Here is a 22,901-nt window from a genome sequence, read left to right as displayed (position 1 = left end):
TTAATCGCCGCGTCGGGCAAAGCGCCAGACGATCGCGATCCCCAGCAGTGCGCAGCAGGCACCGGCCAGGTAGACCGAGCCGTAGCCCAGTGCGGTGGCGATAAGCCCGGCCAGCGGCCCGCTGGCGCCGTAGGCGACATCCTGAAAGGCCGAAAAACCGCCGAGCGCCGTGCCGCGCACCTGCGGCGAGACGCGCTTCACCACTTCGACGCCCAGCGCCGGGAAAATCAGCGAACAGCCGCAGCCGGTCAGGGCAGCGCCGATCAGCGCCATCCCGCCGCTGGCGGCAAACGCCAGCAGCAGCAGCCCCGCCGCCTCAACCAGCAGGGAGATCAGCGCAACGCGAATGCCGCCGTGACGATCCGGCGCGCCGCCGAACAGCAGCCGCACCAGCACGAAGGCGACGCCAAACGCCGTCAGGGTAAAGCCCGCGTTGCCCCACTGCTGCGCGGCGAAGTAGAGCGAGGTAAAGGTGCCGATCACCGCAAAGCCGACGCCCTGCAGCGCCAGCGCAAGGCCCGGCTGGAAAATAGTGCGGATCACGCTGAACAGCGAAGGCCGCTCGCCGCCCATCACCGGCACCGGCCGAATGGCGCTGTTGAGCGCCAGCGCCACCAGCGGCAGCGCCGTCGCCACCGCGCCCAGCAGCGCGAAGCCGCCGTGCTGATGCAGCAGCAGACCGAGCGGCGCGCCGGCCGCCAGCGCGCCATAGATCGCCATGCCGTTCCACGACATCACCAGCCCGGAGCGCTTCGCACCGACCAGCCCCAGCCCCCACGTCAGATTGCCGGTTAGCAGCAGGCTTTCGCCGAAGCCGAGCAGCAGACGCCCCAGCGCCAGCAGCGCGAATTTAATCAGCGCCGGAACCGGCAGCAGCGCGGCGGCGAGGTAGGCGACGCCCACCAGCATAATCGCCAGCATTCCCTGCTGCGTGGTGCGCTTCGCCCCGTGTCGATCGGCGCGGCGACCGGCAAAGCCGCGCGTCAGCAGCGTGGCGAAAAACTGGATACCGACCGCCACGCCGACCATGACGTTATTCATGCCGAGTTCCTGATGCACGTAGAGCGGGATCACCGGCAGCGCCAGTCCGGCGGTAAGGTAGGTAATAAAAACGGCCAGCGAGGAACAGGCGAGCGGCAAAGTGGAGGCGGCCTGCGGTTCAGATGCGGTGGTGGTCATAACAGATATAGCTCCCTGATGGAAAATGCGTCTGCACCGGATCCACCAAAGAAAAAGGGCCGGTCAGACCGGCCCTTTATAGAACATTTTTAGCGATTACGCCTGCAGCTTACGCATCGTCAGGGTGGCGTTGGTGCCGCCAAAGCCGAAGCTGTTGGACATCACGGTGGTCAGCGCTTTCTCGGTCGGCTTAGTGACGATATTCATGCCTTCCGCCGCCGGGTCCGGCGTTTCGATGTTGATGCTCGGCGCGATAAAGCCGTGCTCCAGCATCAGCAGGGTGTAGATCGCTTCCTGCACGCCCGCTGCGCCCAGCGAGTGGCCGGTCATCGCTTTGGTGGCGGAGATCGCCGGGGTGTTGTCGCCGAAGACTTCGCGGATAGCGCCCAGCTCTTTCACGTCGCCGACCGGCGTAGAGGTGCCGTGGCTGTTGAGATAGTCGATCGGCGTATCGACGCCGTGCATCGCCATCTTCATGCAGCGCACCGCGCCTTCGCCCGATGGCGCAACCATATCCGCGCCGTCAGAGGTGGCGCCGTAGCCGACGATTTCGGCGTAGATATGCGCACCGCGCGCCAGCGCGTGCTCCAGCTCTTCCACTACCACCATGCCGCCGCCGCCGGCGATAACAAAGCCGTCGCGCTCGCTGTCATAGGTGCGGGACGCTTTTTCCGGCGCGTCGTTGTATTTGGTGGAGAGCGCGCCCATGGCGTCGAACTCGCACGCCATTTCCCAGCACAGCTCTTCGCCGCCGCCGGCAAAGACGATATCCTGTTTACCCAGCTGGATCTGTTCAACCGCGTTGCCGATGCAGTGCGCGGAGGTGGCGCAGGCGGAGCTGATAGAGTAGTTGACGCCGTGGATTTTAAACGGCGTGGCGAGGCAGGCGGAAACGCCAGAGGCCATCGCTTTGGTCACCACGTAGGGGCCGACCGCTTTCAGGCCGCGCGGACTACGCATGGCGTCAGCGCCAAACACCTGGAAGCGCGGCGAGCCGCCGCCGGAGCCAGCGATCAGACCCACACGCGGGTTGCTCTGATACTGCTCGTCGGTCAGACCGGAATCTTTGATCGCCTCTTCCATGGAGAGGTAAGCATAAATGGACGCATCACTCATAAAACGCACAATTTTGCGATCGATAAGGCCGGTGGTATCCAGTTTGACGTTACCCCAGACGTGACTACGCATACCGGAATCCTTCATTTCCTGAGAGAAGGTGATGCCGGAACGGCCTTCACGCAGAGAAGCCAGCACTTCCTGCTGGTTATTACCAATGCTGGAAACAATCCCCAGGCCAGTAATCACTGCACGTTTCATTCAGTTGTCCTCATTCCACTTCTTTTGGATTGACGTGCACTCTAGCTTACACTTGTACGCCGAACAAGTCCGATCAGCCATTTCCTTTTGTAAATTTGCGTCATGTGACACTGGTCGCTAAAATCGCGCCACTGCCTGAAAAACGAGCCTTTGCCGTGAAATTATCCCCGGTTGAACATGCCCAGCTAAGCTGGAATGAACAGGGTACACCTGTTTCCCGAGCCTTTGACGACGTCTATTTTTCCAATGACAACGGTCTGGAAGAGACGCGTTACGTCTTCCTGGGCGGCAACGATCTGCCTGAACGCTTCGCGCGTCATCCGCGCGATCTCTTTATCGCGGCGGAGAGCGGCTTCGGCACCGGACTTAATTTTCTTACGCTGTGGCAGGCGTTTGACGCCTTTCAGCAGGCCGAACCGGACGCCGCGCTGCAGCGCCTGCATTTCATCAGCTTCGAGAAGTTTCCCCTGACGCAGGCCGACCTGATCGCGGCGCATCAGCGCTGGCCGGAACTGCAGCCCTGGGCTGAAAAGCTGCAGCGCCAGTGGCCCGTCGCCCTGCCCGGCTGCCAGCGCCTGCTGTTGGACGGCGGCCGCGTCACGCTCGATCTCTGGCTGGGAGATATTAATACGCTTATCGACACCTTTGATGACAGTCTGCATCGTCAGGTGGACGCCTGGTTCCTCGACGGCTTCGCGCCGGCGAAAAATCCCGATATGTGGACGCCGCGGCTGTTCGCAGCCATGGCGCGGCTGGCGCGGCCCGGCGCCAGCTTCGCCACCTTCACCGCCGCCGGTTTCGTGCGTCGCGGATTGCAGGAGGCGGGCTTCGAGGTGACGCGCCGTAAAGGCTTTGGCCCCAAGCGCGAGATGCTGTGCGGCGTGCTGGCACAGGCGCCCAGTCTGTCTGCCGCCCAGCCATGGTATGCGCGCCCCGCCGCGCAGGAAAAGGAAACGGCGATCATCGGCGGCGGCGTGGCGAGCGCGGTGCTGGCGCTCGCTCTGCTGCGTCGCGGCTGGCGCGTCACGCTCTACTGCGCCGACGAGGCGCCCGCCCTGGGCGCATCGGGCAACCGCCAGGGTGCGCTCTATCCGCTGCTGAATCAGCACGACCCGGCGCTGGCGCGCTTCTTCCCCGCCGCCTTCAGCTTTGCGCGGCGGCTCTATGACGCCGCGCCGGTGGGCTTCGAACACCACTGGAGCGGCGTGTTGCAGCTCGGCTGGGATGAGAAAAGCGCTGATAAAATCGCCCAGATGCTGGCGATGGATCTGCCGGACGCCATCGCGCGCGGCGTCAGCCCCGACGAGGCGGAAGCGCTGGCGCAGGTCGAACTCGGCGTCGGCGGCATCTTCTATCCGCTCGGCGGCTGGCTCTCGCCCGCCGAACTCACCGCCGCGCTGCTGGCGCACGGCGAGTCGCTGGGGCTGCGCATCCACTGGCTGCAGCGCCTGACGCAGCTGTCGCCGGCGGAGCGCGGCTGGACGCTGCGCTTCGCCGGCGGCAACGCGGCGAGGCATCAAAACGTGGCGCTGGCGACCGGGCATCAGATCGGCGCGCTGCCGCAGAGCAGCCAACTGCCGGCCTATGCGGTGTCCGGTCAGGTGAGCCACGTGCCCAGCACGCCCGGCCTGAACGCGCTGCAGACCGTGCTCTGCTACGACGGCTATCTGACGCCGGTCAGCCCGCAGTTCGGCACCCACTGCATCGGCGCCAGCTACCATCGCGGCGAGACCGACACCGCTTACCGGGAAGCGGATCAGCAGCAGAACCGCACGCGGCTGATCCATTCGCTGCCCGGCTGCGGCTGGACGGAAAAGGTCGACGTCAGCGCGGGCGACGCGCGTATCGGCGTGCGCTGCGCCACGCGCGACCATCTGCCGATGGCGGGCGCGCTGCCAGACTATGAGGCGACGCTGGCGCAGTATGCACAGCTTCCCGAGCAGCGCGCGCGCGGTGAGGCGATCGCCGACGCACCTTACCATTCAGGACTCTTTGTATTAGGCGCGCTGGGATCGCGCGGGCTGTGCAGCGCCCCGCTCGCCGCCGAAGTGCTGGCGGCGCAGATGAGCGGCGAACCGCAGCCGCTGGATGGCGCGACGCTCGCCGCGCTCAGCCCAAACCGCTACTGGGTGAGAAAGCTGCTGAAAGGGAAAAAGGCGGGGAAATAGCGTCGAGGCGGCGTGATGCCGCCCCGTGGGCTCAGGCGGTCTGACGCGCCTGCAGGAACAGGTTGTCCCACATGCCGACCACCAGCACCTGATCGCGCGGCGACAGCTCGCCGGCGGCAATGGCGTTTTGCAGGCTATTGGCGACCTGGGTCTGCAACGCTTCCGGCGTGTGCTCGCCCGACTGTTCAATTTCCGCGACCGCGAGCGTCAGGTGACCGCGCAGATAGCCGCTGGCAAACAGCTCGTCATCGCTGGCGTGATCGACCATATCGTCAATCAGGGCCAGAATACGCGCTTCAAATTCTGCGATCATGGTAATTCCTCTTTAATAATGTCTGCACTCATCACAGATCGTCTGGCCAGGGAAACTGTGCTGACGTCAATGCAGGCGTGCCATAAAAATCCGCCAGAGCGGTGATAAAACGCGCGGGGCGCGCAGGAATGCCGTTTTCCAGATACGAAACCACCTGAGCATGGACCTTACGCTGAAACGCGACGCGATCCGGCTCACAATCCCCGTCGAGATTGTCACAGCTGACGTTGAACGGAAAGCCCGCCGCGACGCAGAACATCCACTCCAGCGCCTGCGGCTTGATCTCCACCGATTCGAACTGGCTCTGCGTCTGGGCGTCGCGCCCGTCCGGGCAGTACCAGTAGCCGAAATCTACCAGCTTGCGCCGCGCCTCGCCGGCAATGCACCAGTGCGAAATCTCGTGCAGCGCGCTGGCGTAGAAGCCGTGCGCGAACACCACGCGGTTCCACGGCGACTGCTCATCTGCCGGAAGATAGATGGGTTCGTCGTCGCCTTTAATTAGACGGGTCTGAAACTCGTCGCGAAAGCAGCTATCGAAAATCGTAATCAGTTGTTCGTAATGGTGCGTCGTATTCATGGTGTCATCGTAAAAACGGCGTCATTATCGCGGCGCCGAGAAAGAATGTATTACAGCGCGGCGATCCACGCCAGCAGCGCGCTGCCGTGAGCGTCCCACAGCAGCTTCGCGCTCATTACCGCAGAAACGATCACCACCATCGGGCGGATCAGTTTCTGTCCGCGGCTCAGGACCAGTCGCGCCCCGAGCCGCGCGCCGCAGAAAGCGCCGAGCAGCATAATAAAGCCGGTTCCCCAGATCACCTTGCCGCCGAACATAAAGAACAGCAGGCTGGCGAAATTGGAGGTGAAATTCAGAATTTTGGCATGGGCGGTGGCCTTGGCGAGATTGAAGCCGCACAGCGTGACGAAGGCGAGCGCGTAGAAGGATCCGGCGCCCGGCCCGAAAAAGCCGTCGTAAAAGCCGACGCAGCCGCCGCCGATCAGCGCGTAAGGCAGGCCAAAGAGACGGCGCGCGCGATCCTCTTCGCCGAGGCGAGGCATCAGCAGAAACCACAGGCCGATGGCGATCAGCAGCAGCGGCAGCACCTGGCGCAGCGCGTCGGCGTTGAGGTGCTGGATCAAAATCGTGCCGAGCACCGCGCCGAGAAAGGTCATGGCGATATTGAGCCGCTGCTCGCGCAGATTGACCGCGCCGCGCCGCACAAAGTAGAGGCTGGCGGAGAAGGAGCCGCCCACCGACTGCAGCTTGTTGGTGGCGAGCGCCTGCGCGGGTGATAAGCCGGCGGCCAGCAGCGCGGGCACGGTAAGCAGCCCGCCGCCGCCGGCGATGGAGTCAATAAAGGCCGCCAGCACGGCGACCAGGAACAACACCCCGACGACCATCGGGCTGACGACGAACCACTCCATGGAGATCCCTTATAACAGATGTTTATCCAGCAGCGCCTGACACGCCTGCGGCAGCGGCGGCGGCTCGCGCTTCACCGGCGCGCCGCCCGGTTTTTTCGGCAGGAACCAGCTCTCCAGCTCGGCGCCGCAGCCGTCGCCCGGCGGCGGCGCAGGCTGATCTTCACAGCCGATGCTGTTGGCCGGACAGCGCAGGCGCACGTGCATATGGGCGCGATGCGCGAACCACGGGCGCACTTTGCGCAGCCAGTCGCGATCGGCGCCCGCGTCGGCGCAAAGCTGCTTTTTGATCGCTGGATTGACGAAGATACGCGTGACATCGTTATCTTTCGCCGCCAGTTTGATCAGGCTGCTGATCTCCGGCTGCCAGTGGCGCGCCACCACGCTTTTGTCGTCCGCCGTCACCAGATCGAGCGGCTGCGGCTTCAGCAGCTGCTGCGCACTCCAGCGCGTTTTCGGCAGCTGCAGCCAGATATCGACGTCGAGTCCGGTTTGATGGCTGGCGTGGCCGCTGCTGAAGCGGCCGCCCGCCGCCATGCCCATATCGCCAATCAGCACGTTGCCGAGCTGCAGGCTGTGCGCCTGGGTGCTGAGTCGCTGAATAAACTGAATCAGATCGGGATGGCCGAAGTAGCGCCGCTGATCCTGCCGCATCACCTGATAGTCAGGCGCGTTGAGCGGCAGCGCCTGCGCGCCGACGATGCAGCCGTTGGCGAAGGAGCCGATAGACTGCGCGCTGCCCGAGATCGGCTGCTGAATACGCTGCCACGGCGTCGCCGCCAGGCTGGTGGCGCTGATCAGCAGCGCTGAGAGAGCGATAAACAGACGTTTCATGGCATCACCAGCGCGGCACGCTGCTGTTGACGTCCCCATTCTGTGCGCGCTGGCGCAGCAGATGGTCCATCAGCACGATCGCCATCATCGCTTCGGCGATCGGCACGGCGCGAATGCCCACGCAGGGATCGTGGCGCCCTTTGGTGATCATCTCTACCTCTTCGCCGCTGCGGGTAATGGTGTTGCCCGGCACGGTGATGCTGGAGGTCGGTTTCATCGCCAGGTTGGCGCTGATGGTCTGGCCGCTGCTGATGCCGCCGAGGATGCCGCCCGCATGGTTGCTCTGAAAACCGCTGGCGCGGATCTCGTCGCGATGCTGGCTACCGCGCTGATTCACCACCGCGAAGCCGTCGCCGATCTCCACCCCTTTCACCGCGTTGATGCTCATCAGCGCGTGCGCCAGGTCGGCGTCGAGGCGATCGAACACCGGCTCACCCAGGCCCGGCGGCACGTTTTCCGCCATCACCGTGACCTTCGCGCCGATAGAGTCGCCCTCTTTCTTCAGGGCGCGCATCAGCTCGTCCAGCGCCTCCAGCTTGCTGGCGTCCGGACAGAAGAAGGGATTATCCTCTACGATGCTCCAGTCCTTTAGCTCGCACGCCACGTCGCCAATTTGCGCCAGATAGCCGCGCACCATCACGCCATGCTTCATCTGCAGATATTTTTTCGCGATGGCACCCGCCGCGACGCGCATCGCGGTTTCGCGTGCCGACGAGCGGCCGCCGCCGCGATAGTCGCGCAGGCCATACTTCTGCTCGTAGGTGTAGTCAGCGTGGCCGGGACGAAACAGGTCCTTGATCGCGCCGTAGTCCTGCGAGCGCTGGTCGGTGTTTTCAATCAGCAGGCCGATCGAGGTGCCGGTGGTGACGCCCTCGAACACGCCGGACAAAATTTTCACCTGATCCGGCTCGCGGCGCTGCGTGGTGTAGCGCGAAGTGCCGGGACGGCGGCGGTCGAGGTCGTGCTGAATATCCGCTTCGGTCAGCGGGATGCCCGGCGGCACGCCGTCAACGATGCAGCCCAGCGCGATGCCGTGCGACTCGCCAAATGTGGTGACGCGAAAAAATTGTCCGATGCTGTTTCCGGCCATGGTGGTTCCTTGTTACGAAGCGTTCGCTCAGTCTTTATAAATAGAGAAGTGATGTTGTGCGTCGACGATCTGCTGGCGCGTCAGCATAAAGACGCCGTCGCCGCCGTTGTCGAACTCCAGCCAGGTAAAGGGCACGTCGGGATACTGCTCGATCATATGCACCATGCTATTGCCCACTTCGCAGATCAGCACGCCGTTGTCGCTCAGGTAGTTGGGGGCACAGGCAAGAATGCGGCGCACCAGCTTCAGACCGTCGCTGCCCGCCGCCAGCCCCAGCTCTGGCTCATGGCGATACTCGTTCGGCAGATCCGCCATATCTTCTGCATCCACGTAGGGCGGATTGGTGACGATCAGATCGTATTTCACCGGCGGCAGCTCGCGGAACAGATCGGCGCGGATCGGCGTGACGTGATGGATCAGGCCGTGCTCTTCAATATTCTGCTCGGCGACGGCCAGCGCGTCGTAAGAAATGTCCACCGCGTCGACTTCCGCTTCCGGGAAGGCGTAGGCGCAGGCAATCGCGATGCAGCCGCTGCCGGTGCACATATCGAGGATATGACGCGGCGTCTCGGTGACCAGGCCGGCGAAGCGGTTTTCAATCAGCTCGCCGATGGGCGAGCGCGGCACCAGCACGCGTTCGTCGACGTAGAACTCGTGGCCGCAGAACCAGGCTTTATTGGTCAGGTAGGCCACCGGAATACGCTCGTTGACGCGACGGATAACGCGCTCGACGATGCGGTGGCGCTCGCTGGCGGTCAGGCGCGCGCTGCGCATATCTTCCGGAATATCGAGCGGCAGCCAGAGCGTGGGCAGGACCAGTTGCACCGCTTCGTCCCACGGATTGTCGGTGCCGTGACCGTACCAGATCCCGGCTGCGGCAAAGCGGCTGACCGCCCAGCGCAACATATCCTGAATGGTGTGCAGTTCGTTGACTGCCTCATCGACGAAAATTTTGTCCACGTAGCCCTCCGCAGGCCCAATTGCTAAATCGGCCGATAGTGTGCCATGAAGCCGGGGAGAATTCAGCGCAGCAAGGTGAAAAAGCTGACAATTAGCGGATCGGACGGTAAGGTAACGCCATTCGCTGTTTTCCAGCCTTATCAGACAAGATTCGCCTGCAATGAGTAAAAAAAACCCGCTAAATGACGACGACAAGGCGCTGTTTCGCCAGCTGATGAGCGGCACGCGTAAAATTAAGCAGGATACCGTGGTGCACAAGCCTGCGGTGAAGAGCCGCGAGCTGCCGCTGAAGCGCCTGATTTCCGAGCAGGTGGATAACAGCCACTACTTCTCTGACGAGTTCCAGCCGCTGCTGGCGACAGAGGGCGCGACGCGCTACGTGCGCGCTGACGTCAGCCATTACGAACTGAAAAAGCTGCGCCGCGGCGACTATACGCCGGAGATCTTCCTCGATTTGCACGGCCTGACGCAGCAGCAGGCCAAGCAGGAGCTGGGCGCGCTGATCGCCGCCTGTCGCCGCGAGCATCTGTTCTGCGCCAGCGTGATGACCGGCCACGGCAAACATATTCTCAAGCAGCAGACGCCGCTCTGGCTGGCGCAGCATCCTTACGTGATGGCGTTCCATCAGGCGCCAAAAATGTTTGGCGGCGACGCGGCGCTGCTGGTGTTGATTGAGGTCGAGGAGTGGCAACCGCCCGAGCTGCCTTAAGAGGGGATGGGCCGTCAGCGCGGCCCGCGGGCGTTAAATAGCTTTCGCCAGTTTTGAGGGGCTGACCTGCCACAGCAGCTTGCCTTCGCAGCTGGCGGGATTGAAATCCACGCAGGCGATGGCAGAGGTGGCGAACATCGGCGGCGCTTCCTGCGGGCAGAGTTCTGACACCAGATAGCCGACCAGCGGCAGATGAGAGATCACCAGCGCCGATTTTACCCCTTCATTTCCCAGCGCCTGCAGATAGCAGGCCACCAGCCCGGGATCGCCGCCGGGCGTCAGCTCGGGCAGCGTATCCTGCCCTTCCGGCAGCGTTAACGCTTCGCGTACCGTCGCCAGCGTCTGCTGAGCGCGCAGGTAGGGACTGACCAGCACACGTTCTACGTCCACCGTCTGGCCGTTAAGCCAGCTCGCCATCTGGCGCGATTCATCGCAGCCGCAATGGGTAAGAGGTCGCACCGAATCACTGGCGGCTTCAAGAGCAGCATCGCCGTGACGCATGATAAAAACTTGCATAAAGCACCGCTGTTGTTTGTCGATATCGCCCGGCGCGGAGGCGCCAGACTCTTCATTCTGCGAATGAACGCTGTGTTGTACCCCAATGGCTTGAGTATAGTCAACCGGTTGTTTATTAAATAAGCGCTTCTCAGAATCGTGCCGCGCCGCCTGTTTTGGCGGCGCTTTTCTAACCCGCTGAATCGGAGCGGGTATTCCATTGGGTCAGGAAATGTAAAATTTCCGCTGCTGCTGTTCGGCCTGTAGCAGCGCCTCGCACGGGGCGAAACGCTCCCCGTGCTGGCGCATTAACGCGCGTAATGATTGCGCGATCTCCGCCGCGCCGCGCTGATCCATATAGCGGAACGGGCCGCCAAGAAACGGCGGGAAGCCGATACCGAACACCGCGCCGATATCGCCGTCGCGCGCGCAGCGTATTACCCCTTCGTCGAGACAGCGCGCCGCTTCGTTCAGCATCATCATGATGCAGCGCTCGGCGATCTGCGCTTCGCTCTGCCTGGCCGCAGGCTGCAGGCCCAGCAGCGAATAGAGTGTGGGATCGGGCTTTTTGCCGCCGCGCCGCCCGCCATAGAGGTAGAAGCCCTTGCCGTTTTTACGCCCTTTGCGATCGTCCTTTAGCACCGCCTCGAAAGCGGCGGGTGCAGCGAAGCGTTCGCCCAAGGCCTGCTGCAACACCGGCGTGATCTTGCTACCGACGTCGATGCCGACCTCATCCAGCAGCTGAAGCGGGCCGACCGGAAAGCCCGCCTTGACCAGCGCGCCATCGATATGCTCAATCGGTTCGCCCTCCAGCAAACAGCGCATCGCTTCATTTATATAGGGCGCAAGAATGCGATTGACATAGAACCCGGCGCGGTCCGCCACCACAATTGGCGTTTTGCCCTGCTTTTGCGCCAGCGCCACGGTGGTGGCCAGCGTCTGCGCCGAAGTGGTGGCGTGCGGGATCACCTCCACCAGCGGCATCTTCTCCACCGGACTGAAATAGTGCAGGCCAATGACGTTTTCCGGCCGCTGCGCCTGCGCGGCGATATGCGCAATCGGCAGCGATGAGGTGTTGGAGGCGAAAATGGTGTGTGGCGCGCAGTGCGTCTCTACCTCGTGCACCATCTGCTGCTTCAGCGGCAGATCTTCAAACACCGCCTCAATCACCAGATCGCGCTGCGTAAATCCCTGATAGTCGACGCCGCCGGTAATGCGCGCCATCTGCTGCTGGCGCTGCGCCGCGCTGATATGGCGCCGCCTCACCTTTTTGCTCAGCCCGTCCCAGCTCGCCTTCAGAGCATGGTTGACGCCCTGAAGGTTAATATCCTTGATGCGCACCGGCAGCCCGGCGTTGATCGCCGTAACGCTAGCGATGCCGCCGCCCATCAGCCCGCCGCCCAGCACGCCGATCTGCCTGAGCGGACGCGGTGCGGCCTCTGCGCCGCCCTCTTTTTTCAACGCGGTGCTGGCGAAGAACAGGCTGCGCAGCGCGGCGGATTGCGGCGTCATCGCCAGCTCGCCGAAGGCGCGCGCCTCCGCCTGATGGCCCGCCTCGCTGCCCCGCTCAACGCCGGTGCGCACCACCTCAATAATGCGCTGCGCGGCCGGGTAGTTGCCGTGGGTTTTGCGCGCGGTTTCGCGCTGCGCCAGCGCAAAGAGCGCATGGCGCGCCAGCGGCGCCTGGATAATACGATCGCGCAGCGGCAGCGCGCGCGCGGCGCGTCGGCCTTTCAGCACCCGCGCCACCGCCGTTTCCAGCAGGATCGCCTGCGGCACGGCCTCATCCACCAGCCCCAGCCTGCGCGCCTGCTTCGCCCGCAGGGTTTTGCCGGTGAGTATTAGCGGCAGCGCCTGCTGCAGACCGATCAGACGCGGCAGGCGCTGGGTGCCGCCCGATCCCGGCAGCAGCCCGAGCTGCACTTCCGGCAGGCCGAGCCGGGTTTTGTCATCCAGCGAGCAGACGCGCGCATCGCAGGCGAGCGCCAGCTCTAGCCCGCCGCCCAGGCAGGCACCGTGGATCGCCGCCACCACCGGAAACGGCAGCGCTGCCAGAGCCGCCAGCGCCTCCTGGCCCTGACGCGCCAGCGACTCCGCCTGCTGCGCGCTACTGCAGTCGGCGATCATAGCGATATCGGCGCCGGCGATAAAGTTGTCAGGTTTGCCGGAGATCAGCACCAGGCCGGCCAGCTGCGGATCGCGCCGCGCCTCGTCAACGACCGCCGCCAGCTGCTGCGCAAAGGCGGCGCGCAGGGTGTTCAGTTTCTCGCCCGGCACGTCGATGGTGATCACGCCGACATGATCCGGCCGCATCTGTAAGTGAAACGCGCTCTGTTCCATTATTCCGCCTCCAGAACCATGGCCGCGCCTAAGCCGCCCGCCGCGCAGGCGGTCACCAGCGCCAGCCCGCCGCCGCGCCGCCGCAGCTCATGCAGGGTTTGGGTGATCATGCGCGCGCCGGTGGCGGCGAAGGGATGGCCGTAGGCGATAGAGCCGCCCAGCACGTTAAAGCGTTGTTCATCAATCTCGCCCAGCGCCTGCGGGCGGTTGAGTTTTTCCCGCGCGAAGCGTTCGTCGTTGAAGCACTGCAGGTTGCACAGCGTCTGGGCGGCGAAGGCTTCGTGCATATCGATCAGCGTCAGATCGCTCAGCGTGACGCCGGCGCGATCCAGCGCCAGCGGCGAGGCGTAGGCGGGACCGAGCAGCATGTCCTGCTGCACGTCGATGGCGGTAAAGGCGTAGCTGCGCAGGTAGCCGAGCGGCGCGACGCCCAGCTCGCGCGCGCGGTCTTCACCCATCAGCACCACCGCCGCCGCGCCGTCGGTAAGCGGCGTGCTGTTGGCCGCCGTGACGCTGCCGTGCTGGCGGTCAAAGGCCGGGCGCAGCCGCGCGTAGTCTTCGATTTTCGCCGCCATGCGCACGTTGTTGTCCTGTTCGATCGGCGCCTTCCACGGCGGCGCGAAGGCGGGCATCACCTCTTCGCGCAGCACGCCGGACTGCCAGGCGCTGGCGGCCAGCTGGTGCGACCGCAGCGCCAGCGCATCCTGTGCGGCGCGCGTGATGCCGTGGCTTTTCGCCATCTGCTCCGCCGTATCGCCCATGCGCAGCCCGGTAGAGTACTCGGCGACCGCGGGCGGCACCGGCAGCAGATCGCGCGGCCGCAGGCGGCGCAGGATCTGCACTTTCTGCCCGAGGCTGCGCGCCTTGCTGAGATCGAGCAGCGCGCGCGCCAGGCTTTTGCTGACGCCGATCGGCAGCACCGAAGAGGAGTCCGCGCCGCCGGCGATGCCGGCGCGGATGGTGCCCGCCATCAGGCTTTCCGCCACGTTGGCAACCGCCTGGAAGCTGGTGGCGCAGGCGCGGCTGACGCTGTAGGCGTCGGTGTGCACGCCTAGCCCGCTGCTGAGCACAATCTCGCGCGCGATATTGGGCGCCTCCGGCATCTGGATCACCTGGCCGAACACCAGCTGTTCTATCGCGTCGACGGGAAGTTCGCTGCGCGCCATCAGTTCGCTGATCACCATCCGACCCAGCTCGACGGCGGGAATACCGTGGAAACCTGTCGCCTGGCGCAGAAACGGCGTGCGCAGTCCGTGAGTGATGGCGATGCGATCGCCCGCGCGCGTCAGCAACGGCTGCGCTTTGCTCATCTGTGTCACCTGTGAATGTTGACCGGGCGTCATTGCCCTGAGAGGTCTGACCTGATCCACAGTGTTAACGACAAGCGGGCGCGTCGCCAATCAGCAAAGAAAAAAAGTGCGAGGGGAAACACGAAAATAGAAAACGCCGTTAACGAACGGCGTTCAGAGACTTAGCGCAGACCGAGCTGGAAAATCAGGGTTTCAGCCTGGCAGGCGAAGGTAAAATCGATATCCAGCTGAACGCCGTTGTCGCGCGCCTCAAAGCGGGCGTCGATCTGGCAGGGTTCGGACTCAATCTGCCGCGCTTTTTCCGTCAGGCTCGCCAGCTTCGCTTCCGCCTCGCTGCGCTGGGCGAACCATTGTGACCAGCTGGCGGTGCAGTCGCTGTTATCCATTACGGTGCCGACATCGACGCAACAGCAGGCAGCGGTCTCATTGGCACTGCATTTATTAATGGCATTGGTCATGGCGTTCTCCCGAGAATAAATCTGTTTAGCAATCAGGTTGAATGTGCGAAATTTTACGCTTCTTGCCGCTTTTGCGCTATGTCAGACTCGCTAAGTGACGAATATCACAATAAAATTTGATCCAAAACAAATTAGAATCGTTATGCTGCTCTCTGCTCCGCGCGTTTTGTTAAGCGGATCGAAATTTTGCAGATCAATTTAGAAATATTTTAAAAACAATATTGCAACATGCACACAGGTCAGACCTATACTTGCCGCACTGGTCTGATTTGTCAGCTTCTGGTCAGTCCCTACAATCCGCCGACCCTTGTTACGCGACGTAACAATTACAGTTAAATAATAATTCATATGAGGTTGTGGTCATGAGCCATAAAAACCTGTTCGCAAAGTCAGCCGTGGCGGCTGCAGTGGCGCTTGTCTCTTCACACGTATACGCAGCGGGCTTTCAGCTTAACGAATTCTCTTCTGCCGGTCTGGGCCGCGCCTATTCCGGCGAGGGTGCGATGGGCGACACCGCCGCCTCGGCCAGCCGCAACCCGGCGACCATGGCGCTGATGGATCGGCCGATGTTTTCCGTCGGCGCGGTGTTTATCGATCCCGATGTCGATATTACCGGCAACAGTTCAAGCGGCCGCAGCCTTGACGCCAGCAATATCGCGCCGACGCAGTGGGTGCCTAATATTCACTACGTGCAGCCGATTAACGACCAGTGGTGGATTGGCGCCTCCGCCACCTCAAACTACGGTCTGGCGACGGAGTTCAACGACGGCTATACCGCGGGCGGCTACGGCGGCAAGACCGATCTGATGACCGGCAACCTCAACCTCAGCACCGCCTATCGTCTTAACGAGCATTTCAGTTTCGGCGTTGGCTTCGACGCGGTCTATGCGCGCGCCAAGATCGAGCGCTACGCGGGCGAATCGGGCGCCGCGCTGGGCATTCCTGCCGATACCCAGGTGGCTCATCTGAAGGGCGACGAGTGGGGTTACGGCTGGAACGCAGGCATTCTGTATGAGGTCGATCAGAATAACCGCTTTGGCTTTACCTATCGTTCGGAAGTTAAAATCGATTTCGACGGCGACTATAAGAGCAGCCTGCCGACCGCCATTAACCGTATTAACCAGGCGGCGAATTTAGGGCTGCCCTACGCCACTGGCGGCTCGACAATTCCAGGCGCGCTGACGCTGAATCTGCCGGAGATGTGGGAAGTCTCCGGCTGGCATAAAGTGGCGCCGCAGTGGGCGGTGCACTACAGCCTGGCCTATACCAGCTGGAGTCAGTTCCAGGAGCTGAAGGCGACCGGCTCGAACGGCCAGACCCTGTTCTATAAAGATGAGAGCTTCAAGGATGCCTACCGTATCGCGCTGGGCACCACCTACTATTACGATCAGAACTGGACCTTCCGCACCGGTATCGCCTTTGATGACAGCCCGGTTCCGGCAGACAAGCGTTCTATCTCTATTCCCGATCAGGATCGCCTCTGGCTGAGCGCCGGCGCCTCTTACGCCTTTAACGATGACGCCTCGGTCGATGTCGGCGTTTCTTATATGCATGGCCAGCACGTCACGGTAGAAGAAGGCCCCTATACCTTTAACTCGGTGGGCAAAGCCTGGCTCTACGGCGCGAACTTTAACTACAAGTTCTAATCGTTGAGGTCTGGAAAATGGCGACCCAAAGGTCGCCATTTTTGCGTTAAGGTGCCTACGCGAGTGGCATGGGCCGATCGCAAAGACGCAAAAAACGGCATCCCTGCCAGCTCGGCCCGCGCCTTCCCTGGCGCGGGACGCTTTGCTCTTCTGCCCATGCCACTCGCGTTTTGCATTCAGTGCACGCATTAAAAAAATGGCGACCCCTGGGTCGCCATTGCTATTTTTAGTGCCGTTACTGCGCGTCGATATCTTTCAGGTCGTCCTGAATCGCGCTGGCGTTCGGGTTCTCTTCCGGCTTCAGGCGACCGCCGTTCGCCAGGAAATCGTGACGCTGGAAATAGGCGTTGCGAATAAAGGCGTAGGGATCGGACTGCTGCTTCAGCAGCGCGTCGGAGTCGAGCAGCTGGGCGCGCGTCTCTACCCCTTCCAGCGTCCACTTGGCGATGGACATCGGCCAGGTCAGCCAGCCCAGCACCGGATAGAGCGTATCTACGTAGTCGCCACCATCTTCGCGGATGGTGAAGCTGCCGTAGGCTGGCAGCTCGACGTACGGCCCATAGCCGACGCCATAGCGGCCGAGCGTGCTGCCGAAACGGCGCGGCACTTCGCGCGCCAGCTCCGGGTTCGCCTTGCCTGCCACGTCGATAAAGCCGCCCAGCCCGAGAATCGAGTTCAGGAAGAAACGGGTAAAGTGAATGCCCGCCTGGCGCGGCTCGCCCACCAGAATCGAGTTCACCATGCTGGCCGGCTCTTCCAGGTTGCCGAGGAAGTTGCTCAGGCCGGTACGCGCCGGCGCCGGCACGTAGTCGCGCCAGGCGACCGCGACAGGACGCAGCACATACGGATCCACCACGTTGTAGTTAAAGTTAAACATCGTGCGGTTAAAGCCTTCAAGCGGATCGCTGCGCTGCGCAGGCGCCTCGCTCTCCGGCTTTGAACTGGCGCATCCAGCCAGAATGACGCTGGCCAAAACCAGGCTGGTCAGGCGGTAAGCCATTGTTATCTCCCTGTGCGGTTTGATAAAGTATCGCTTCAGGGCTGCTGTTGATTAATCTCCACAGCCATGTGCTGATGACCATCCCAGGGCGTTACCGCGCTCAGACCAAACCAGTCGCCGGATCGCGGACTGGCGCTGCCGTCGCGGGAAATACGCACCCGAACCTGCACCTGATGCTGCGCCGAAAGCTGGCGCTCCGGCATCATGGCGTTGCTGTCATCCAGCGTAAGCGATAACGGGAAGTGGCTCAGCGGCAAGCGCTTAACGGCCACGGGCACCGGTGAAACACCGTCAGAAACAGAAATATACATGACTCCGCCCGGCGGTAACATTTTTTCTGCCTCCGGCGTCAACGTCACCGTCAGCGCCAGCTGTGTATTCTGCTGGCCCGCGTCGGTTTTTGCTTGTTCAATGCTGCGCTCGATCATCGCGCGACGTCGATCGGCTGCCGGGATCTGTTTCAGCATAGTCTGCCAGGCGCCAATAGCCTGGTCATACTGCTGCTGCTCATAGGCGTTGAACGCCAGCAGGCCGAGCGTGCGCAGATTGCCGCCATCCTGTTTCAGCATATCGCTCAGCATCAGACCCGCCTGGCGATTATCCTGCGGATCGCTGGAGCGGGTCAGCACTTCAGCATAGTCCTGTTTCAGCACCAGGTTATCAGGCGCCAGCTGCAGCGCGCGCTCAAACGCCTGGCTGGCGCTGGCGGCGTTGTTCAGCACCATGCCGAGACGTCCCAGCATGGTCCAGTCGTTGAGGTTGTCAGGCTCTGACTGCAGCGCGGTGCGCAGGCCGAGTTGCAGACGCGCCAGCTCTTCCATGGTCAGCGGTTTCGCCTGCGGATCCATCACCTGCGCGCGCAGCGCCGGATACTCCTGCTGCACCTGCATCCAGCCGGCGACCTGCGCCAGCCCGCCGCTTTTCAGATACATGCCGAGCGACACCGCGATAAGGACGACCACGCCGGGCAGCAGCACCAGACGGCTGCTGGCGCGCGACGGCGCGGCTGCCTGCGGCGGAATGTCGTTCAGCAGCGTCTGCTGCAGCTCGCTGACCATCGTGGCGCGCTCGCCGATCACCCCCTGCGCCTCATCCTCTTCCAGCTCGCGCAGGCGATGATGATAAAAGTCGGTGTTCAGGCGATCGCGATTAACATCGCTCGCCTGGCGCTGCCGCCAGCCCGCGCCGAGAAACAGGGCGCTGGCCGCCGCCAGCAGAATCATTATGCTTATCCACAAAGCGCTCATTTCAGCTTCTCGTCGCCTTTAAGTATCGCCGCAAGGCGCTGTTGATCGGTCTCGTCCAGCTCGCTGCGCGTTTTACGCTGGCGGCTGCGCAGAATGATAATCAGGCCGCCCAGCAGCGCGAACAGCGCCGGCCCGACCCAGAGGATCAGCGTCGACGGCGTCACCGGCGGCTGATAGGTGACGAAATTGCCGTAGCGCGCCACCATATAGTCGATGATCTGCTGGCGGCTCTGCCCCTGCTTCATCAGCTCATACACCTTCAGGCGCATATCCGCCGCGATCATCGCGTTCGAGTCGGCGATGCTGTTGTTCTGGCACTTCGGGCAGCGCAGCGAGGCGGTGAGGTCGCGGTACTGCTCCTCCTGCGCCACCGAGTCGAACTGATACGTGTCGATCGCCGCCCACAGGCTCGCGCTCAGCAGCAGGCCGCAAACAAGCAGAAGCAGGCGTTTCACGCGCCCTCCTTGCTGTATTTGCGCCACAGCGGCAGCACGTCCTGCTGCCAGACGCGGGCGTTCAGATCCCCCGCGTGGCGATAGCGGATAATGCCGTTGCCGTCGATCAGAAAGGTTTCCGGCGCGCCGTAGACGCCAAGATCCAGCCCCAGCATGCCGTCGCCGTCATACAGGCTGAGGGCGTAGGGGTTGCCCAGCGTATTGAGCCAGGTCACCGCTTTGGTGCGGTCGTCTTTATAGTTAAGGCCCACCACGCGGATGCCCTGCTCCGCCAGCGTATTCAGATACTGATGCTCGGCGCGGCAGGTGGGACACCAGGTGGCCCAGACGTTGAGCAGGATCGGCTTGCCATCGGTCAGGACGCGCTGGTCGTAGATCTTGCCTGGACGATCGAGCGCCTCCAGCTTAAACAGCGGCACCGGCTTGCCGATCAGCGCCGATTCGAGCCGCGTCGGATCGTCGCCGCCGGCGTTGCGCGACAGCTGCCACAGCAGCGCCGCCGCCAGCAGCAAAAACAGGATCAGCGGGATAAAGAGGATTTTCTTGTTCATGCCTGTTCCTCACGCGCGGCTTTTTTTCGCGAGCGGTAGCGCGGATCGAGCAAGCAGAAGAGGCCGCCGACCGCCATAAACACGCCGCCGAACCAGATCCAGCGCACAAAGGGTTTGTAATAGATGCGGACCGCCCAGGAGCCGTTGTCCAGCTCTTCGCCCAGCGCGGCGTAGAGATCGCGCGTGAAGCCGCCGTCGATCGCCGCTTCGGTCATCATGGTGCGCGCCGCGGTGTAGAAGCGTTTCTCCGCGTGCAGCACCGCTTCCGGCTTGCCGTCGCGGCTGACGTCGATAATGCCAACGCCGCCGCTGTAGTTCGGGCCCTGCAGGTTATGCACGTCGCGGAACACAAAGTGATAGCGGTGAATATCGACGCTGTCGCCCGCTTTCATGCGCACGTCGCGCTCGACACTGTACTGGGTGCTGAAGGCGATGCCGATCACCGTCACGCCGACGCCGAGATGGCCCAGCACCATGCCCCAGTGGCTGCGCGACAGATGGCGCAGGCCGCGAACGAAGCGATGGCGATGTGTGGCGCGCTCGTGCAGCTCCATCAGCGTCAGCACGATGATCCAGACTGACATCAGCAGCCCGACCACCGTCATCGCCTCAATACGATCCTGCAGCAGCCAGGGCAGCAGGATCGCGGCGGCCAGCGTGACCACCAGCGCCAGCGCCAGCCGCCTCCACAGCTTCTGCGGCTCGTCGCGTCGCCAGCGCACCAGCGGTCCGATGCCGAGCATCAGCGCGAACGGCGCCATCAGCCAGCTGAACATGGTATTAAAGAAGGGCTCGCCCACCGAGATGCTGCCGAGGCCGAGCTGCTTGTGCACCAGCGGCAGCAGCGTGCCGAGCAGCACCACCAGCATCGCGGCAATCAGCAGCACGTTATTGCCGAGCAGGAAGGATTCGCGCGACCAGGTTTCGTTCTGCACGCGGCTGCGCACCTGGCCACCTTTAATGGCGTAGAGCAGCAGCGAGCTGCCAATGACGATCACCAGGAAGGCGAGGATAAACATGCCGCGCGCCGGATCCGAGGCGAAAGAGTGCACTGACACCAGCACGCCGGAGCGCACCAGGAAGGTGCCGAGCAGGCTGAGGGAAAAGGCGGTGATCGCCAGCAGCACCGTCCAGGCCTTAAAGGTGCCGCGTTTTTCCGTCACCGCCAGCGAGTGCATCAGCGCGGTGCCCGCCAGCCACGGCATAAAGGAGGCGTTCTCAACCGGATCCCAGAACCACCAGCCACCCCAGCCGAGTTCATAGTAGGCCCAGGCGGAGCCCAGCACGATGCCGATGGTCAGGAACACCCAGGCGGCGGTGGTCCAGGGACGCGACCAGCGTGCCCAGGCGGTGTCGAGCCGTCCCGCCATCAGCGAGGCGATAGCAAAGGCAAACGCCACCGAGAAGCCGACATAGCCCATGTAAAGCAGCGGCGGATGGAAGATCAGGCCGATATCCTGCAGCATCGGATTCAGATCGCGCCCGTCGATGGGAAAGTCCGGCAGCGTGCGGGTAAAGGGGTTCGAGGTGAGAATGATAAACAGCAGAAAGCCGAGGTTGATCATGCCCATCACCGCCAGCACGCGCGCCAGCGCATCCTGCGGCATGCCGCGGCTGAAAATCGCCACCAGCAGCGTCCAGCTGCTGAGCAGCAGCACCCACAGCAGCAGCGAGCCTTCGTGTGCGCCCCAGGTCGCGGCGATGCGGTAGTAGACCGGCAGCAGCGTATTGGAATTGGCGGCGACATAGCCGACGGTAAAGTCATTGACCACGAAGGCGTGCACCAGCACCAGGAAGGCGGCGGCGATGCAGAGGAACAGCCCGCTCGCCAGCGGACGCGCCAGCGCCATCAGGCGGGCATCGTCGCGCTGCGCGCCCCACAGCGGGTAGACGCTTAACAGCAGCGCAAGGCCCAGCGCCAGGCAGAGCAGAAAACTGCCAATCTCAGGCATCATGACTGGGTTCTCGCCTGTTCCGCCAGCGCCTGCGGGCTTTTGTGATTCTTCTTCATCGCATCCTCAATTTCGGGCGGCGTGTACTTCTCGTCATGCTTGGCCAGCACCTCTTTGGCATTAACCAGGTTGCCCTCTTCCAGCACGCCCTGCGCGACGACGCCCTGCCCTTCGCGGAACAGGTCCGGCAGAATGCCCTCGAAGGTCACGCTGACTACGCCGTTGGCGTCGTAGAGCTTAAAGGAGACGGCGAGCGTGTTCGGATCGCGCTTCACGCTGCCTGGCATCACCATGCCGCCGACGCGCAGGCGCTGTCCCGCTTCCGGCTTCTGGTGATCTTCCCCTTTGCCGTAGAGAATTTCGCTCGGGGTGTAGAACAGGTCGATATTGGAACGCAGCGCGTACATGACCAGCGACGTGGCGAGGCCCAGCCCCACCAGGATCGCCACGACAACGTACAGGCGCTGACGACGACGGGTATTCACATTGGATCTCCTGCCGCTTCACCGGCGGCTTGTTTCATTTTCGCCGAACGAATGCGGCGCTCCCTGGACTGTCGCTGGCGGATCTCAGCCAGCAGGCGGCGACGCTGCAGCAGCGTGTGCAGCAGCAGCCCGCCAAGCGGAATAAGGGTGCAAATCACCGCCAGCCAGACATAAAAGGCGTAGCCGCCCATGGCGAAAAAGGCGGAGAGAGAAGAGAAAGCGGGCGTCATGCTTTACGGCCTCCGTTGGCGACGTCCGCCACCCAGGGGCGGTGACGTTCGGTATAGAGGATCAGGTTGCGCAGGCGCATCAGCGTCAGGGTCACGAACAGCAGCAGATAGCCGAGGATCGCCCAGCGCAGCGGCGTGCGCATGCTTGGGGCGATCGCCTGCTGCAGAATGCCCGACGAACCCTGATGCAGGGTGTTCCACCACTGCACCGAGAAGTGAATAATCGGCAGATTGACCACGCCGACCAGGATCAGAATGCCGGCCGCGCGTCCCGCCGTGCGGCGGTCATCGAACGACTGATAGAGCGCCATCACGCCCATATAGAGGAAAAGCAGCACCAGCTCTGAGGTCAGGCGCGCATCCCAGATCCACCAGGTGCCCCACATCGGCTTGCCCCAGGCGGAACCGGTGATCAGCGCGATAAAGGTAAAGACCGCGCCGACCGGCGCCATCGCGGTCGAAACCAGATCGGCCATCTTTATCTGCCACACCAGGCCGGTAAAGGCGGCGACCGCCATCGCGGCGTAAACCCCCATCGACCACATCGCCGCCGGCACGTGGATATACATAATGCGGAAGCTGTCGCCCTGCTGATAATCAGCCGGCGCGAAACCAAAGCCCCAGATCCAGCCAAGCAGCAGCGCGGCCGCGCCCGCCACGGCAAACCAGGGAATTAAACGCCCGCAGAGCTGATAAAGCCGCTCCGGCCTTCCCAGCTGATGTATCCATTTCCACATGTT

23 protein-coding genes are annotated in these 22,901 nt (G+C 62.9%); 3 read left to right on the top strand and 20 right to left on the bottom strand.

Features of this window, described 5'->3' with window-relative positions; all coding sequences use genetic code 11:
• A complete protein-coding gene (locus B2J69_RS14475; protein ID WP_081140339.1) occupies positions 1 to 1,179 on the bottom strand; it encodes an arabinose transporter in 1,179 nt (392 codons plus the stop codon).
• 96 nt (positions 1,180 to 1,275) lie between these two features.
• Complete coding sequence (gene fabB, locus B2J69_RS14470; protein WP_081140337.1) at positions 1,276 to 2,496, bottom strand: beta-ketoacyl-ACP synthase I; 1,221 nt, start codon at positions 2,494 to 2,496, stop codon at positions 1,276 to 1,278.
• A 155-nt stretch (positions 2,497 to 2,651) separates the two neighbouring features.
• Here fabB and mnmC point away from each other — a divergent pair, with 155 nt between their 5' ends.
• Positions 2,652 to 4,664 (top strand): bifunctional tRNA (5-methylaminomethyl-2-thiouridine)(34)-methyltransferase MnmD/FAD-dependent 5-carboxymethylaminomethyl-2-thiouridine(34) oxidoreductase MnmC, encoded by a 2,013-nt coding sequence (mnmC, locus tag B2J69_RS14465; RefSeq protein ID WP_081140508.1) that lies wholly within the window; start codon positions 2,652 to 2,654, stop codon positions 4,662 to 4,664.
• A gap of 31 nt (positions 4,665 to 4,695) precedes the next feature.
• Here mnmC and B2J69_RS14460 read toward each other — a convergent pair whose 3' ends face one another.
• Genes B2J69_RS14460 through prmB form a run of 6 tightly spaced genes read right to left on the bottom strand, consistent with a single transcriptional unit; the run spans position 4,696 to position 9,283 of the window.
• Positions 4,696 to 4,977, bottom strand: a complete 282-nt coding sequence (locus B2J69_RS14460; RefSeq protein WP_081140335.1) for a YfcL family protein — start codon at positions 4,975 to 4,977, stop codon at positions 4,696 to 4,698.
• A gap of 31 nt (positions 4,978 to 5,008) precedes the next feature.
• A complete protein-coding gene (locus B2J69_RS14455; RefSeq protein ID WP_081140333.1) occupies positions 5,009 to 5,554 on the bottom strand; it encodes an elongation factor P hydroxylase in 546 nt (181 codons plus the stop codon).
• A 50-nt stretch (positions 5,555 to 5,604) separates the two neighbouring features.
• The gene (locus B2J69_RS14450) at positions 5,605 to 6,402 is read right to left on the bottom strand and encodes a sulfite exporter TauE/SafE family protein (protein WP_081140330.1); all 798 of its coding nucleotides are present in this window, start codon (positions 6,400 to 6,402) and stop codon (positions 5,605 to 5,607) included.
• A gap of 9 nt (positions 6,403 to 6,411) precedes the next feature.
• A complete protein-coding gene (gene mepA, locus B2J69_RS14445; protein ID WP_081140328.1) occupies positions 6,412 to 7,233 on the bottom strand; it encodes a penicillin-insensitive murein endopeptidase in 822 nt (273 codons plus the stop codon).
• A 4-nt stretch (positions 7,234 to 7,237) separates the two neighbouring features.
• Entirely contained in the window at positions 7,238 to 8,323 is a 1,086-nt protein-coding gene (aroC, locus tag B2J69_RS14440; RefSeq protein ID WP_081140326.1) for a chorismate synthase, read from the bottom strand.
• A gap of 27 nt (positions 8,324 to 8,350) precedes the next feature.
• Positions 8,351 to 9,283: a 50S ribosomal protein L3 N(5)-glutamine methyltransferase gene (gene prmB / locus B2J69_RS14435; protein WP_081140323.1), complete on the bottom strand. Its 933-nt coding sequence runs from the start codon at positions 9,281 to 9,283 to the stop codon at positions 8,351 to 8,353.
• Positions 9,284 to 9,443: 160 nt separating this feature from the next.
• On the opposite strand from prmB, the gene smrB reads away from it, so the two are divergent.
• A complete protein-coding gene (gene smrB / locus B2J69_RS14430; protein ID WP_081140321.1) occupies positions 9,444 to 9,992 on the top strand; it encodes an endonuclease SmrB in 549 nt (182 codons plus the stop codon).
• A 33-nt stretch (positions 9,993 to 10,025) separates the two neighbouring features.
• Here the strand turns inward: smrB and sixA are convergent, their stop codons facing one another.
• The 4 genes from sixA to B2J69_RS14410 all read right to left on the bottom strand — a co-directional run bounded on the left by sixA (position 10,026) and on the right by B2J69_RS14410 (position 14,595).
• On the bottom strand, positions 10,026 to 10,508 hold the full coding sequence (gene sixA / locus B2J69_RS14425; protein ID WP_081140318.1) for a phosphohistidine phosphatase SixA: 483 nt from the start codon (positions 10,506 to 10,508) through the stop codon (positions 10,026 to 10,028).
• A 204-nt stretch (positions 10,509 to 10,712) separates the two neighbouring features.
• Complete coding sequence (gene fadJ / locus B2J69_RS14420; protein WP_081140315.1) at positions 10,713 to 12,827, bottom strand: fatty acid oxidation complex subunit alpha FadJ; 2,115 nt, start codon at positions 12,825 to 12,827, stop codon at positions 10,713 to 10,715.
• Positions 12,827 to 14,137: an acetyl-CoA C-acyltransferase FadI gene (gene fadI, locus B2J69_RS14415; RefSeq protein WP_081140314.1), complete on the bottom strand. Its 1,311-nt coding sequence runs from the start codon at positions 14,135 to 14,137 to the stop codon at positions 12,827 to 12,829. Before fadI ends, fadJ begins: the two co-directional genes overlap by 1 nt.
• A 161-nt stretch (positions 14,138 to 14,298) precedes the next feature.
• Entirely contained in the window at positions 14,299 to 14,595 is a 297-nt protein-coding gene (locus B2J69_RS14410) for a YfcZ/YiiS family protein (protein ID WP_081140312.1), read from the bottom strand.
• A 362-nt stretch (positions 14,596 to 14,957) separates the two neighbouring features.
• On the opposite strand from B2J69_RS14410, the gene fadL reads away from it, so the two are divergent.
• Positions 14,958 to 16,241, top strand: coding sequence for a long-chain fatty acid transporter FadL (fadL, locus tag B2J69_RS14405; protein WP_081140311.1), 1,284 nt, complete (start codon positions 14,958 to 14,960; stop codon positions 16,239 to 16,241).
• 235 nt (positions 16,242 to 16,476) lie between these two features.
• On the opposite strand, the gene mlaA is transcribed toward fadL, so the two are convergent.
• The 8 genes from mlaA to B2J69_RS14365 are packed head-to-tail and all read right to left on the bottom strand — an operon-like array spanning position 16,477 to position 22,898.
• The gene (mlaA, locus tag B2J69_RS14400; protein ID WP_081140309.1) at positions 16,477 to 17,241 is read right to left on the bottom strand and encodes a phospholipid-binding lipoprotein MlaA; all 765 of its coding nucleotides are present in this window, start codon (positions 17,239 to 17,241) and stop codon (positions 16,477 to 16,479) included.
• A 35-nt stretch (positions 17,242 to 17,276) separates the two neighbouring features.
• The gene (ccmI, locus tag B2J69_RS14395; protein ID WP_081140307.1) at positions 17,277 to 18,488 is read right to left on the bottom strand and encodes a c-type cytochrome biogenesis protein CcmI; all 1,212 of its coding nucleotides are present in this window, start codon (positions 18,486 to 18,488) and stop codon (positions 17,277 to 17,279) included.
• A complete protein-coding gene (locus B2J69_RS14390) occupies positions 18,485 to 18,943 on the bottom strand; it encodes a cytochrome c-type biogenesis protein (RefSeq protein ID WP_081140305.1) in 459 nt (152 codons plus the stop codon). Before B2J69_RS14390 ends, ccmI begins: the two co-directional genes overlap by 4 nt.
• A complete protein-coding gene (locus B2J69_RS14385) occupies positions 18,940 to 19,494 on the bottom strand; it encodes a DsbE family thiol:disulfide interchange protein (protein ID WP_081140303.1) in 555 nt (184 codons plus the stop codon). Before B2J69_RS14385 ends, B2J69_RS14390 begins: the two co-directional genes overlap by 4 nt.
• Positions 19,491 to 21,449, bottom strand: a complete 1,959-nt coding sequence (locus tag B2J69_RS14380; protein WP_081140302.1) for a heme lyase CcmF/NrfE family subunit — start codon at positions 21,447 to 21,449, stop codon at positions 19,491 to 19,493. Before B2J69_RS14380 ends, B2J69_RS14385 begins: the two co-directional genes overlap by 4 nt.
• Entirely contained in the window at positions 21,446 to 21,931 is a 486-nt protein-coding gene (gene ccmE / locus B2J69_RS14375; RefSeq protein ID WP_081140300.1) for a cytochrome c maturation protein CcmE, read from the bottom strand. The genes B2J69_RS14380 and ccmE overlap by 4 nt, the downstream gene beginning before the upstream one ends.
• On the bottom strand, positions 21,928 to 22,161 hold the full coding sequence (gene ccmD / locus B2J69_RS14370; RefSeq protein ID WP_033791687.1) for a heme exporter protein CcmD: 234 nt from the start codon (positions 22,159 to 22,161) through the stop codon (positions 21,928 to 21,930). Before ccmD ends, ccmE begins: the two co-directional genes overlap by 4 nt.
• Positions 22,158 to 22,898 carry a heme ABC transporter permease gene (locus B2J69_RS14365; protein WP_081140298.1) on the bottom strand — a complete coding sequence of 247 codons (741 nt, stop codon included), beginning with the start codon at positions 22,896 to 22,898 and terminating at the stop codon, positions 22,158 to 22,160. The genes ccmD and B2J69_RS14365 overlap by 4 nt, the downstream gene beginning before the upstream one ends.
• Positions 22,899 to 22,901: the final 3 nt, after the last annotated feature.

Origin of the sequence: Pantoea latae, from assembly GCF_002077695.1 — a bacterium.
In the GTDB taxonomy this organism is placed as follows: domain Bacteria; phylum Pseudomonadota; class Gammaproteobacteria; order Enterobacterales; family Enterobacteriaceae; genus Pantoea; species Pantoea latae.
This window is presented reverse-complemented; position numbering and strand designations above follow the sequence as displayed.